Below are 12,793 nucleotides of genomic sequence, written 5' to 3' on the forward strand. Positions count from 1 at the left end.
TCTCAGGGGGTTGCAGCCGCTGCGCGTTAACGACCCACGGCCAGATTGGCCTGGACGTTCACACTTTGCTGCACCATGGAAGACAGGCCGCTGTTCTGGCTGGCGATCATGATGCCGGCAGCCGACTGGCCGACGCTGGTCATGGTGTTGGCCATGCTGAAGGTACCGGCGTTCACGCGGTTGGTGCCGCCTGCGCCGCCGGAGCCGCCTGCGCCGGTGCCGCCGGTGCCGCCATGGGCGGTGTTGGTGGCGCTGCCTGCACCACCTGTGCCGCCCGTGCCGTTGCCGCCATTGCCGCCGTTGCCTGCGGTGGCCGAGCCATTGCTGGCACTGCCCGAGGTCGCACTGCCATTGGTGGCGCTGCCACCGGCACCACCGCTACCGCTGCCTGCAGTACGGGTGCCTTCCCCACCGGTGCTGATGGGCGAGCCGCCACCGGCCGTTGCCGAGCCTGCGCCACCCGATGCGGCACCGCTGGAGTTGTCGGCCGCACCACCCGTACCCAACAGGCCGCCGCTGCCACCCGTGGCGCCAGCGCTGCTGCCAGCACCGCCGCCGCCAGCACCGGCTGTGGTGGTGGTGGAAGCGGGACCACCGCTGTTGGCGCCGCCTGCTCCGCCGCCATTGCCCGAAGCACCGTTGCCGGCTCTCGCACCCTGGTTGTTGGCGGCGCCTGCGGAGCTGCTGCCGTTGGAGGCACTACCGCCCGTGGCACCCACCGCACCGTTGCCGGTACCGCCGGAGCCGCCCTGGCCGTTACCAGCTGCCGTTCCTCCGGAGCCCGCACCACCTGTGCCGCCGTTGCCGGTACCGCCATTGGCATTGCCGGCATTGGTCGCCCAGTTGCCGATATTGCTGATGGCATTGCCGGACACATAGCCGGTCAGGTTGCTGCTGGCCACGGCCGTGGTCACGTTGAACGCGTTGCTGAAGTTGCCGGTGGCGCCGTTGTTCAGCGCGACAGAACGCGCAGCACTGGCGGTGGCAGCGCCGGAGTTCTTGTTGATGCTGTTGTCTGGAGTGCGCGTGGTGGTGGTGGTGGTTGCGGTGTTGGTGGTGCTGGAGTAGTCCTCATTCATCGTGCTGTTCGATGTGTTGTTGCCCAGCACCGTATCCTGATCCGTGGTGTTGGCCATGACCGCGCCGCTGGCCCCCAGCAACACTGCCACAGCAGTGGCCATAAGTGTCTTTTGCATACGTCCTCCGAAATAGGGAAAAAGGAATGAAAACCGACTAGGAGTGATTTGCGCAGGCGCAGATCGGAGGTCGCTTAGCAGCTTCTATGCCAGTACTCACTGCGCTGAAATCGCTTGTAGAGACTGAAGGAGGTTCGCTCTTTTTTGTTTCTGGTTGTAGAGAGCTGCCACACCCCCAGAAGCCTTCCACAAGGGCGCGCACCACCGTTCCGGTCTGTCACATGGGTGTGACATGGCACGCCGGCCACCTGACTTTTCCTGCATGCCAACGGCATCGCGCAGCACCCCGCACGGCCCGCATTCAGACCATGTATTTCCCTTTATGGATACGCCATATCGATAGAAAAATCACATAAACCACACCGTCACGTGCATGTGACATCCGACCTGCGCCGGGCCCGAAATTCCGCTTCTCAGGAGCCCTCGCCAGGCCGCGGTGCTGCACGGCTGCGACACCGCTGTGCAGCATGCAAAGATTTCCTGAACACCCGTTACGTTCGCTTGCAGCAGGCAGCTTGCCGCTTGTCGGGACGTCTTCCACACTGCCTTCGAAATGCCTGGACGGAAAAGGCGGTGGCCGCTGCACAAGGCATCCGAGCAAGTCGATTGCGTACCGAGGAGACAATCCATGCCGAGCCTGCATTCCGCGCTGAAACCGCGCATCTACAGTGCGGCATGTCTGCTGCCGCTGCTGAGTCTGGCGCCGGGATACACCCTGGCACAAAGCACCGATGCACCGGCATCCTCCACGTCGGAAAACCTCAGCAAACCACGTGCCACCAAAAGCCGCGCGCCTGCACCGACACGTGCTCCGACACTGACGCAGCAGGTGCAGTTGCTGCAGTCACGGCTGGAGGCACAGGCACAGGAAATCCAGGCCTTGCGCGAACGACTGGACACACAAGTTTCCCAGCACGATGAGCTGCAGCGCCAGATGCAGGCCCAGCAAGGCGGCGCCACCGCGGTCGCCGATGGTGCTTACCGGTCGCCATCGGCAGCCAATGCGGTACCTGCCGCCACCGCCGCCGTCGGCATGGCACCACCCGATCCCGGGGGCCGCGCCGTGCGGGTGGGCACTGCGCCGCCGGAGCCGGAAGCGCCGCTGCAGGTGGCGCAGATCTTCGAGCAGCCCGGCATCCTGACCCAACCCGGCCACTACGTGCTGGAGCCCTCGATCCAATACGGCTACTCCTCCAGCAACCGGGTGGCGTTGGTGGGCTACACCGTGATTCCCGCTCTGCTGATTGGCCTGGTCGATGTGCGTGAAGTCAAACGCAATACGCTGACCATGGCGCTGACGGGCCGCTTCGGTCTGACCAAGCGCCTGGAAGGCGAAATCCGCATCCCCTATGTGTCGCGGCGCGATGACTCCATCAGCCGCGAAATCTTCACCGGCTCCGCGTCGGAACGCGCGTTCAGCAACCGTGGCAACGCCATCGGCGACGTGGAACTGGCACTGCGCTACCAGTTGAACGAACCGCAGGCCAACAAGCCCTATTTGATCGCCGGCCTGCGCTTCAAGACCCGCACCGGCAAAGACCCCTTCGATGTGGTGACCGACTGCGTCACCCGCTGCATTGGCAACACCACCGGCACCGGCATGCCGCTGGAGCTGCCCACAGGCTCCGGCTTCAACTCCCTGCAGACCAGCCTGACCTGGCTGCTGCCATCGGACCCCGCCGTGTTCTTCGGCAGCGTCAGCTACACGCACAACTTCGGGCGCAGCGGCGTCTCGCGCACCGTGCTCAATGGCGAAAAGGAATACATCGGTTCGGTCAAGCCCGGCGATGTGCTGGGCATCAACTTCGGCATGGGCCTGGCGCTCAACGATCGCTCGTCCTTCAGCCTGGGGGTGGAGCTGAACACCGTGGGCCGCACCAAGCAAAACGGCACAGCCCTGGCCAATGCCGTGCGCATCCAGCTGGCCTCGCTGCTGCTGGGCTATTCCTACCGCTACAGCCCACGCACCACGATCAATGTATCGGTGGGCGCAGGCCTGACCCGCGACACCCCCGACCTGTCCCTGAGCGTGCGCGTGCCCATGTCGTTTTAAGTGATGGAGCATGCAGGTTAAAAAAGTTCTGACCCTGACCTGGGGACTGCCCGACCCGTCCCCGCTGCTGTGTGCACTGCACCATCTGGGATGGGAGGCTGTCTGGGTCAGCAATGCGTCCGATGCCCGGCAGGCGCTGGCGCAGCAGCCCATCCAGGCGGGGCTGCTGCTGCTCGGCCCGCACACCGGCAGCAGCACAGGGCATGGCCCCCTGTCCTGGACGCATCTGGAATCGGCCGTCACCAGCATCCAGCGCCTGCAGCCGCTGGAATGGGTGGCCTTGTGCGATGCCAGCGCACTGGAATCGGCCGCGTTGCGCACCCTGCTGCTGGAGAGTTTTTTCGACTACCAGCTGACGCCCCCCGACTGGGCTGAAGTGGCCCGCGTGCTGGACTACCTGTACCGCCGCAGCGAGCTGCGGCGCAGCCTGCAAGCACCATCCACGCCCGCCGCCGGGGAAGCCACGCTGGGCATGGTCGGCCACAGCGCCGTGCTGGCGCAGCTGCGCCTCAAGCTGCGCAAGGTGGCCGCCAACCATGCACCGGTGCTGATCAGCGGCGAAAGCGGCAGTGGCAAGGAGCTGGCAGCACGTGCCATCCACGACAGCTCCGACCGCTGCACCGCCCCTTTTGTGGCGGTGAACTGCGCGGCCATTGCGCCGTCCTTGATCCAGTCCGAACTGTTTGGCTACGAAAAAGGGGCTTTCACGGGTGCCACAACGCGCAAGCAGGGGCTGATCGAAGCGGCCCATGGCGGCACCCTGTTTCTGGACGAGATCGGTGATCTGTCGCTGGAGCTGCAGGCCAATCTGCTGCGCTTCCTGCAGGAACGCAGCATCTACCGCGTGGGAGGGTTGAACAGCGTGGCGGTGGACACCCGCGTGGTGGCCGCCACCCATGTGCAGTTGCAGCATGCGGTGAGCCAGGGGCGCTTTCGGGAAGACCTGTTCTACCGCCTGAATGTGCTGCCCATCGATGTGCCGCCACTGCGCGCACGGAGGGAAGATGTGGTGGTGCTGGCCCAGCATTTTTTTGCGCTGTGCGGTGGCCACAGCAGCACCCGCCTGCATGGGTTTGCCCAGAACGCACTGGCCGCCATGGCGGCGTACGACTGGCCCGGCAATGTGCGCGAGCTATACAACCGCGTGCAGCGCGCAGTGGTGATGAGCGACAGCCGCTGGATCAGTGCCGCCGATCTGGGCCTGTCCACCCCGGAACCGCTGGTGGGCATTGGCCTGGAAAATGCCCGCACCCAGGCCGAGCGTGAAATCATCCAGAGCACGCTGACCAAAGCCGGCCACAACATCACCCAGGCGGCGCGCGATCTGGGCGTATCGCGCATGACGCTGTACCGGCTGATGGACAAGCACGGCATCGTGATCTGATGCACCCATGCAGGTCATGCAGGTCATGCAGGTCTCGCAGGGCTCCTGAGCGCCTTCCGGCATGGCTGGGTGCAGCGCTGCGGCTTCCCCGCTGTTCCGCCTCGGCCCGCCCTTCAGTGGCGCACGCCCCCTGCTCCGGCGGGTGAGCACCGGGTCCGCGCCTTGGCTGCTGGATAATAAAACCATAGCATCTGCTTGGCAGCGCACCGCATAGAGAGGCATTTTTGGCATGAGACACGGACTCTGGGCCCCCGGAACCCCCACGCGGCAGAGATGGCTGATCGGCGTGTTCCTGCTGGTGATGCTCAGTGCCCTCATCCCCATTTTCTCGCGCAGCTTTGTGCCCGCCTCTGGCTGGTCGCGCACCGCCTTGCTGCTGGCCGTGCTGTGCACCAGCGCGGCATGCGGTCTGCTCTGGTACTGGTTCCGGCGCGGTCTGTGGACGCCTGCGGGCCCTTGGCTCAGCTACAGCCCCGTCAAGCGCTGGACCCTGGCCCCCTTGTGTGTGGGATTCTTTCTGCTGGTGCTGTGGCTGGATCTGGCCATGACGGCCCCTATGCTGCTGACCCGCTGGACCGGTGAGGAAGCCAGCCGCAGCACACAGGTTCAGAAAAAGCGTGGCTCCGGCCGCCGCAGCTGCCACCACCAGCTGCAGCTGGCCGACACCCGTTTCTGGCTGTTCGAATTCTGCGTGGACAGCGATGCCTTTGACCAATTGCCCGAAGGGCCGCTGCCCGCCACGGTGCTCAGCCGCCGCACCGCCCTGGGGGACTATGTCTATGCCGTGCGGCTGCACGCACCGGAACACCCAGGCAGCGCTCCCTAGACCCCAGGCACATGCATGTGGCGTGGTGTGCCATGCCGCATACTCGAACGCTCCACCTGTTTTGATCTTTTTCGGGCGCATGCCGGCCGCGCAGACCGCGCTGGCGGCAATGGCAGCACTGCCGGCGCCATCGCGACCAATTTGCCCTCTCCCTGTTCCATGCATGTTTTTCTGTGGCCCTTGATGGCCTTGTCCGCCACCGGATTGGTACTGAGCTTTTCCCTGCACCTGGCCGCCTGGACAGGCCACATGCCAGAGTTGCTCCAGCCCCTGGCCCGGGAGCATGCAAAGTTGCTGATCGGCGGCATGTTTGCGGCCTGGGTTCCGGCGGTGCTGATTGCCCAGCGCATCAGCCCCGGAGGACGCAAGCAGTTCTCGTGGCAGCGGGTGCTGGCGGGCTGCCCGTTGTGGATGCGTGTTGCCATCGGCCTGCTGTTTGCCTATGCCTTTGCCAACTTCTTTGTGGCCATTGCAAAGGACAAGACATCCGAATGGGGCAGTCTGCGCGCTTTCACCGGCCATGGCATGCTGTTCTATGCCGTGGCGCTGTGCATCTTCTATTCCGCCTGGCGCATGCCGCACCTGCTGCGGCTGCGCCAGTGCCCTCTCGGCCATGCCGTCGACCACCAGCACCAGTTCTGCCCCAGCTGCGGCGCCAGCGTGCCAGACGATACCGACACCCCGACGTAAGCCTTGCCCCATGCCACCGCACACTGCCCGCTTTGCCCAACAGCCCCAGGTCCTGCTGACCGCACGCCTGCGGCTGCGCCCCTGGCAACCGGCTGACTGGCCGGCCTTTGCCGCGCTGACGGCCGACGCCGAGGTAATGCGCCACTTTCCCGCCCCTTTGAGCACCGCGCAAAGCAATGCCCTGGCCGACGAGATCAACCGGCGCATCGCGCGCCAGGGTTGGGGCTTCTGGGCCGTCGAGCATCTGGAGACGCGCCAGTTCATCGGTTTTGTGGGACTGAACATTCCCAGCGCAGACCTGCCTTTTGCACCTTGCGTGGAAATCGGCTGGCGCCTGGCCCGCCCCTGGTGGGGCCAGGGCCTGGCCGGCGAGGCCGCCCGCGCCGCACTGGACTTTGCCTTTGGTCCATTGCACCTGCCCGAGGTGGTGGCCTTTACTACCATCGGCAACCAGCGCTCGCAGGCGCTGATGCAACGCCTGGGCATGCAGCGCGATGCCGCCACGTTCGAACACCCGGCCCTGGCGGTAGGCCACCCGCTGCGCACCCATGTGCTGTACCGGCTGCAGGCGCCGGGCAGCGTGCCACAATAAGCGCACGCCAGCACCCACTCACCCCCCGCAGGCCACACATAGACCGCCCTGCGCACCGGCCCATGGGCTAGCCTTGCCCTCGCCCCCTCGGCAAGCGTGCATACTGCCGTGTTCCGAACGCCACGCACACCGTCCCCCACCATGGTCTCCACCCCGCTTTCCACCTCCCCCGCCCCCATCGGTGTGTTCGACAGCGGCATTGGCGGCCTCAGCGTGCTGCAGGCCTTGCGCCATGAGCTGCCCCACGAACAGTTCGTCTACCTGGCCGACAGCGGCAATGCCCCCTACGGCGAGCGCGGCGACGCCTTTGTGATCTCCCGCACCCGCACCGTGGCGCAGCATCTGCGGCGGCATTACGGCATCAAGGCGCTGGTGATTGCCTGCAACACCGCCACGGCCGCAGCGGTGGAGCAGCTGCGCGCCGAAATGCCCGATCTGCCGTTGATTGGGGTGGAGCCGGCCCTCAAGCCCGCCTCGCTGTCCAGCCAGACCCACCAGGTGGGGGTGATCGCCACGCGCGGCACTGTCAACAGCCAGCGCTTTGCCCGCCTGGTGGCCGAACACGGCGGCCGCGCCCAGTTCCATGTGCAGGCCTGCGACGGTCTGGCCCGCGCGATCGAAGTGAGCACGGAAGCACCGCCCCCCGAGGATGCCAGCGCCACCGAGATCCGAGCCCTGTGTGCGCGCTATACCGACGCCCTCGGCACCTTTGGCGTCAAGACCGGGCAGATCGACACCCTGGTGCTGGGCTGTACCCACTACATCTTTGCCAAGGACGACCTGCGCGCCCTGCTGGGGCCCGAGGTGCAGCTGGTGGACACCGGCGCCCCCGTGGCACGGCAGACCCGCCGCATCCTGGCCCAGGCCGGCACACTGGCACCGGAGCCGGCCAGCGCCCACCCCGATGCACTGGCTGGCCCTGCGCAGATCCAGCTGATGACCACCGGCCAGCTGGGCGCACTGCAGTCCGCTGCCCTGCGCTGGCTGGACCTGCCGGCCCACTGCTGCCGCACGGTCGATGTGCCGCTGCATGCGCAGCCCCTGCCAACGCGCTGAGTGATGGTGCTGCCGGCGGAGAGCACACGCCTGGGGTGAAGGTTCAAGCTGTCGATGGCCTGCGGTGAGGCCGGCTCGCGGTCAGCGGCATGGCCTGATGGCCTGCAGCAGGCCCACCAGCCACGCCATCCATGGCGCCAGTCCGGACTGCGGCATGCACCGCGGCATCAGGTGCTGCAGCGGCGGCAATCAAGCCGGGTCGGCCTCTCCACCCCACAGCTTGTCGCCGCCCACCTCCACATGGCTGAGATAGACGCGCACCTCGAACTCGTACTGGTGGTAGTTCGGCTCCATGTAGGTGCACAGCTTGTAGAAGGCCTTGTCGTGGTCCAGCTCGCGCAGGTGGGCCAGCTCGTGCACGGTGATCATGCGCAGAAAAGCCTCGGGAGCCTGGCGGAACAGCGCGGCAATGCGGATTTCATGGCGGGTGTTCAGCCGATTGCCCTGTACCACGGAGCGGCGCGTGTGCGTGCCCAGTGCATTGCGCACGATGTGCACCTTGTTGTCGTACACCACCTTGTGGATGGTGCCGGCCTTGCGCAGATGGTCGTTCTTCAGATCGTCCACATAGCCATACAAGGCCTTGTCGGTACGCAGCTGGTGGGCGTGCGGGTGCCGGCGCAGCAACCAGTCGCGCACGCCTTGGGGCTGGGCCATCAACGCACGCACCTGGTCCTGCAGCGTGGCCGGATAGGCCGACAGATAGGGCAAGGGGGTGAATGCGGAAGTGGTCATCTCACAAGCGGCCACCGGCTGCAGGGCACCTGGTACAGGCGCCATGCAGCCGACGGATCCAAGACAAAAAACGAAAAATCAGTGCAGGTGACGTGGGCGACGACCGTTGCCACCATGGCCGCCAGCTGCGCCTCCGCTGCCAGGGCCGCGCGGTGGCTTGCCCAGCTCCAGCGAGTTCACCAGGCTGTCAAAGCGCTGCGTGAACAGCTTGTCGATCTCGCCCACCACGCCGCCCAGCTCGCTGGCGTCAAAGTGGCGCTCCATCATGTTGATCACATCCTGCACCAGCAGATCGCGCTGCACCTGCATGATGGCGGCCGGATTGGGACCGACGAACAGCATCACGAAGTCGTCGCGCGACTGGGTGCCGGGCGCCTCTTCCTCTTCATCGAACTCGGCGTCATAGAACGTCACCTCGATGGCAGCGCCCTGCTCGGCCAGCTCGTTCAGGCCCATGCACATATCGTCCAGCGCCTGGCGGAAATCCTCGTCACCCGACACCGTCCAGCACATCTGCAGCACATGCTCCTTGGCATTGAACTGGATGCCGGGCTCCTCGTCATAAGAGCTGCTGGCGCCATCGGTCAGCGAGCGTGCGCCGGCATAGGCCCACAGCGGCTTGAGCGCTTCTTGCAGCTGCTCGAAAGTGACATCGGCACGCACCACCACCTGGCCGTGGACGTGAATTTCAAAAGGGGCGTTGTAGCTTGTCATGTTCGGTCCGTGTTGGCCCCGGCGCGGACGCCGAGGATGGGCATGCAGGACGGCTTGTTCGTCTGGTTGTGTGCCTGCAGCGCACTGATGCCCTATTTTCGCACGCTCGCCCGCACCTGCGGGTGGTGGTGGCAAGTGCACGGGCAGGCTGTGCGGCCCTTTTCAGCACCCTGCACTCCCAAATCAGGAGCAACCGGCAATCTCCTGGATTGGAGAAAAGGCCGAATCGGGTAGCAATACGACGCGCTCCCGCACCGTTGTGCAGCGCACAAAAAAGGGACCTTGCGGTCCCTTTTCGGAGGAGCTTCCGTGCGCTGCAGCACGGGTGCCCTGGCTCAGCCCTTGATGTGGGCTGCCGTGGTGGTGCGTGCCGCGTGGGGATCCATCGACTCCACCCAGCTGCGCACGCGCTCGGCGTCACCCAGGCGGCTAAAGCGGCCGGCCGAATCCAGGAACACCATGATCAGCTTGCGCCCCGAGACCCTGGCCTGCATCACCAGGCAGCGGCCCGCTTCCGAGATGTAACCGGTCTTTTGCAGACCGATGTCCCAGTTGTCGCTCTTGACCAGGCGGTTGGTATTGTTGAACTGCATCATGCGGTTGCCCACCGCCACCTCGAAACCGGGCGACGTGGACAGCTCGCGCAACAGCGGATCGGCATGGGCCACATTCACCAGCACGGCCAGATCATGGGCACTGGACTGGTTGCTGCTGGACAGGCCGGTCGGCTCGATATAGCGGGTGTCGTTCATGCCCAGCAGCTTGGCCTTGGCATTCATCTGGCGCACAAAAGCCTGCAGGCCACCGGGATAGCTGCGGCCCAGGGCATGGGCAGCGCGGTTTTCGCTGGACATCAGCGCCAGGTGCATCATCTCGCCGCGCGTCAGCGTGGTGCCCACCCGCAGGCGGGAGCTGCTGTGCTTTTCGGTGTCCACATCATCCTGGGTGATGGTGATCTGCTCGTCCATGGGCAGCTTGGCCTCGGAAATCAGCAAGCCCGTCATCAGCTTGGTCAGCGAGGCAATGGGCAGCACCGCGTGGTCGTTCTTGCTCAGCAGCACTTCCTTGGTGTCTTGGTCCATCACCAGGGCCACGCTGGACTTCAGGTCCAGCGGATCATTCACCATGTGCAGGCCGGCAATCTGGCCGAAGGAAGGACGGGCCACTGCGGCGGCAGTCGCCACGGCAGCCGTCGCGGCGGCCGCACGCACCGGAGCCTTGGCGCTGCGGGCGACCTTGCCACGCGGAGCAGCCTTGGCCACCACGGCCTTCTGGCGTTCGACCTTGACCACCACCCGCTTGCGGGGCTCGTCCTTGGCCGCGGCGCGCTTGGAAGCCGTAGTGGACACTTGCTTCTTGGCAGGCTGTTTGCTGGGGGCCGCCTGTACGGACAACGCACAGGAAATGGTGAGAAAAGCCAGTGCTTGGGCAATACGGCCGTGTGCGGATCGGCTGGGGGGATGCATTCAATGCTCCAGGCGGCTAAGAAATTGGGATGCTGCAGCGCAAAAATACAAGTAAATCAGTAACTTGCACTCATGTCCGCATGGCGTTTATCAAATTATATTCTTGGTACAAATTTTTGCATCCTGTTTTTTTGTAAAACCGAAGCGCACACTTCGCATACAGACTGGTTACCCACGTAAAAAAGCCCTGCCAGGCAAAAATGGCAGGGCTTGACAGAGGGTTATAGACCGCTGGCCATTCCCTCCGTCCAGGGGCTATCCCAACAGGATCAGGCGGCCACGGGCTGCCCTTGGGGGGCACGGCGCAGGCCCGACAGAATGGCGCGGATCGAGGCGGAAACGATGTTGGCATCCTTGCCCACGCCGTGCACCACTTCGGAGTCGTCCACCCGCACTTCCACATAGGCAATGGCCTGGGCATTGGCACCCTCGCCCACGGCGTGTTCGCTGTAGTTCAGCACGCGTACGGAACGGCCCACGGCATTGCTCAGCGCCTGCACAAAGGCATCGATCGGGCCGGTACCTTCACCTTCCAGCTCCAGGCGCTGGCCTTCCCAGTCCATGGCGGCCGACAGGGTCACCACACCATCGTCTTCCTGCAGACGGTACTGGGGGGTACGAAAATCGCCCAGACCGTATTCACGCTGGAACAGCGACCACAGGTCGGCAGCAGTGAGTTCCTTGCCCGAGGCATCCATCTCGCGCTGCACCACCTGGCTGAATTCGATCTGCAGGCGGCGGGGCAATTGCAGGCCGTATTCGCTTTCGAGCAGGTAGGCGATGCCACCCTTGCCCGACTGGCTGTTCACGCGGATCACGGCTTCGTAGCTGCGGCCCAGGTCCTTGGGGTCGATGGGCAGATAAGGCATGTCCCAGATCTCGCCGTCCTGGTACGCCGCGAACGCCTTCTTGATGGCATCCTGGTGCGAGCCCGAGAACGAGGTGTAGACCAGATCGCCCACATATGGGTGGCGTGGATGCACGGGCAGCTGGTTGCAGTGCTCCACCGTGGCGCGGATGCCGTCGATGTCGGAGAAATCCAGACCGGGGCTCACACCCTGGATGTACATGTTCAGGGCCACATTCACCACGTCCAGATTGCCGGTGCGCTCGCCGTTGCCGAACAGGCAGCCTTCCAGGCGGTCAGCGCCCGCCATCAGGGCCAGTTCCGCCGTGGCGGTACCGGTGCCGCGGTCATTGTGCGGGTGCACCGACAGCACCACGCTGTCGCGGCGCTCGATGTGGCGGTGTGTCCACTCCACCATGTCGGCAAAGATATTGGGCGTGGAGTGCTCCACCGTGGTCGGCAGATTGATGATGCACTTGTTCTGCGGTGTGGGCTTCCACACGGCGGTCACGGCATCGATCACGCGCTTGGAGAATTCCAGCTCGGTGTCCGAATACATCTCGGGCGAGTACTGGAAGGTCCACTTGGTCTGGGGGTAGGTGGCGGCAATGTCCGTGAACATCTGCGCATTGGTGGTGGCCAGTTCGACGATTTCGTCTTCGCTCATGTTCAGCACCACACGGCGCATCACCGGGGCCGTCGCGTTGTAGAGGTGGACGATGGCACGGGGCACGCCTTCCAGCGCTTCGAAGGTGCGGCGCACCAGGTGTTCACGCGCCTGGGTCAGCACCTGCACGGTGACGTCATCGGGGATGCGGTTTTCCTCGATGAGCTTGCGCATGAAGTCGAATTCGATCTGCGAAGCCGAAGGGAAGCCCACTTCGATTTCCTTGAAGCCGATCTTCACCAGCTGTTCGAACATACGGATCTTGCGTTCGATGTCCATAGGCTCGATCAGCGCCTGGTTGCCATCACGCAGGTCCACGCTGCACCAGACCGGTGGCTTGGAGATCACCGCATCGGGCCATGTGCGGTCGGTCAAGCGCACGGGAGCGAAGGGGCGGTATTTGGTGGCGGGATTCTGCAACATCGAAGAGATCTTTCTTTAGTGACTCAAGAAAAGTGGCCTGCTTCCCAGCGACTTCAAAAAACAAAACGGCCCGTCGCTGGTGCTGACGGGCCGTGGAAGTAGGTGGTTGTACGCGCGCGCTACTGGCTCTGCCCGTTGGACATG

Annotated in this window: 11 protein-coding genes; 6 read left to right on the forward strand and 5 right to left on the reverse strand. The window is 64.7% G+C overall.

Translation table 11 applies throughout. The features are described 5' to 3' along the window. Nucleotides 1-26 precede the first annotated feature (26 nt). A complete protein-coding gene (locus QM470_RS07715) occupies nucleotides 27-1,196 on the reverse strand; it encodes a hypothetical protein (RefSeq protein WP_083520395.1) in 1,170 nt (389 codons plus the stop codon). Nucleotides 1,197-1,824: 628 nt separating this feature from the next. Here QM470_RS07715 and QM470_RS07720 point away from each other — a divergent pair. The 6 genes from QM470_RS07720 to murI all read left to right on the forward strand — a co-directional run bounded on the left by QM470_RS07720 (nucleotide 1,825) and on the right by murI (nucleotide 7,797). After that, nucleotides 1,825-3,249, forward strand: a complete 1,425-nt coding sequence (locus QM470_RS07720) for an acetate kinase (protein ID WP_283338793.1) — start codon at nucleotides 1,825-1,827, stop codon at nucleotides 3,247-3,249. 10 nt (nucleotides 3,250-3,259) lie between these two features. Beyond that, the gene (locus QM470_RS07725) at nucleotides 3,260-4,633 is read left to right on the forward strand and encodes a sigma-54 interaction domain-containing protein (RefSeq protein ID WP_283338794.1); all 1,374 of its coding nucleotides are present in this window, start codon (nucleotides 3,260-3,262) and stop codon (nucleotides 4,631-4,633) included. Between the two features lie 229 nt (nucleotides 4,634-4,862). After that, nucleotides 4,863-5,459 carry a hypothetical protein gene (locus QM470_RS07730; RefSeq protein WP_283338795.1) on the forward strand — a complete coding sequence of 199 codons (597 nt, stop codon included), beginning with the start codon at nucleotides 4,863-4,865 and terminating at the stop codon, nucleotides 5,457-5,459. A 249-nt stretch (nucleotides 5,460-5,708) separates the two neighbouring features. Next, nucleotides 5,709-6,149: a hypothetical protein gene (locus tag QM470_RS07735; RefSeq protein WP_283338796.1), complete on the forward strand. Its 441-nt coding sequence runs from the start codon at nucleotides 5,709-5,711 to the stop codon at nucleotides 6,147-6,149. A 10-nt stretch (nucleotides 6,150-6,159) separates the two neighbouring features. After that, entirely contained in the window at nucleotides 6,160-6,741 is a 582-nt protein-coding gene (locus tag QM470_RS07740; RefSeq protein ID WP_283338797.1) for a GNAT family N-acetyltransferase, read from the forward strand. A gap of 141 nt (nucleotides 6,742-6,882) precedes the next feature. Further along, nucleotides 6,883-7,797 (forward strand): glutamate racemase, encoded by a 915-nt coding sequence (gene murI, locus QM470_RS07745; RefSeq protein WP_283338798.1) that lies wholly within the window; start codon nucleotides 6,883-6,885, stop codon nucleotides 7,795-7,797. A gap of 189 nt (nucleotides 7,798-7,986) precedes the next feature. On the opposite strand, the gene QM470_RS07750 is transcribed toward murI, so the two are convergent. The 4 genes from QM470_RS07750 to leuA all read right to left on the reverse strand — a co-directional run bounded on the left by QM470_RS07750 (nucleotide 7,987) and on the right by leuA (nucleotide 12,649). Beyond that, a complete protein-coding gene (locus QM470_RS07750) occupies nucleotides 7,987-8,532 on the reverse strand; it encodes a M48 metallopeptidase family protein (RefSeq protein WP_283338799.1) in 546 nt (181 codons plus the stop codon). A 78-nt stretch (nucleotides 8,533-8,610) separates the two neighbouring features. Continuing rightward, nucleotides 8,611-9,246, reverse strand: a complete 636-nt coding sequence (locus tag QM470_RS07755) for a DUF6806 family protein (protein ID WP_066535611.1) — start codon at nucleotides 9,244-9,246, stop codon at nucleotides 8,611-8,613. A gap of 335 nt (nucleotides 9,247-9,581) precedes the next feature. Further along, nucleotides 9,582-10,712, reverse strand: coding sequence for a serine hydrolase (locus QM470_RS07760; RefSeq protein WP_283338800.1), 1,131 nt, complete (start codon nucleotides 10,710-10,712; stop codon nucleotides 9,582-9,584). A 269-nt stretch (nucleotides 10,713-10,981) separates the two neighbouring features. Next, nucleotides 10,982-12,649, reverse strand: a complete 1,668-nt coding sequence (gene leuA, locus QM470_RS07765; protein ID WP_283338801.1) for a 2-isopropylmalate synthase — start codon at nucleotides 12,647-12,649, stop codon at nucleotides 10,982-10,984. Between the last annotated feature and the right edge of the window lie 144 nt (nucleotides 12,650-12,793).

This window comes from Comamonas sp. 17RB, assembly GCF_030056555.1.
Lineage (GTDB): Bacteria > Pseudomonadota > Gammaproteobacteria > Burkholderiales > Burkholderiaceae_C > Comamonas > Comamonas terrigena.

Coding starts and splice junctions, on each gene's coding strand:
- QM470_RS07715 (WP_083520395.1), bottom strand. CDS start 1,196: ATGCAAAAGACACTTATGGCCACTGCTGTGGCAGTGTTGCTGGGGGCC.
- QM470_RS07720 (WP_283338793.1), top strand. CDS start 1,825: ATGCCGAGCCTGCATTCCGCGCTGAAACCGCGCATCTACAGTGCGGCA.
- QM470_RS07725 (WP_283338794.1), top strand. CDS start 3,260: ATGCAGGTTAAAAAAGTTCTGACCCTGACCTGGGGACTGCCCGACCCG.
- QM470_RS07730 (WP_283338795.1), top strand. CDS start 4,863: ATGAGACACGGACTCTGGGCCCCCGGAACCCCCACGCGGCAGAGATGG.
- QM470_RS07735 (WP_283338796.1), top strand. CDS start 5,709: ATGCCAGAGTTGCTCCAGCCCCTGGCCCGGGAGCATGCAAAGTTGCTG.
- QM470_RS07740 (WP_283338797.1), top strand. CDS start 6,160: ATGCCACCGCACACTGCCCGCTTTGCCCAACAGCCCCAGGTCCTGCTG.
- murI (WP_283338798.1), top strand. CDS start 6,883: ATGGTCTCCACCCCGCTTTCCACCTCCCCCGCCCCCATCGGTGTGTTC.
- QM470_RS07750 (WP_283338799.1), bottom strand. CDS start 8,532: ATGACCACTTCCGCATTCACCCCCTTGCCCTATCTGTCGGCCTATCCG.
- QM470_RS07755 (WP_066535611.1), bottom strand. CDS start 9,246: ATGACAAGCTACAACGCCCCTTTTGAAATTCACGTCCACGGCCAGGTG.
- QM470_RS07760 (WP_283338800.1), bottom strand. CDS start 10,712: ATGCATCCCCCCAGCCGATCCGCACACGGCCGTATTGCCCAAGCACTG.
- leuA (WP_283338801.1), bottom strand. CDS start 12,649: ATGTTGCAGAATCCCGCCACCAAATACCGCCCCTTCGCTCCCGTGCGC.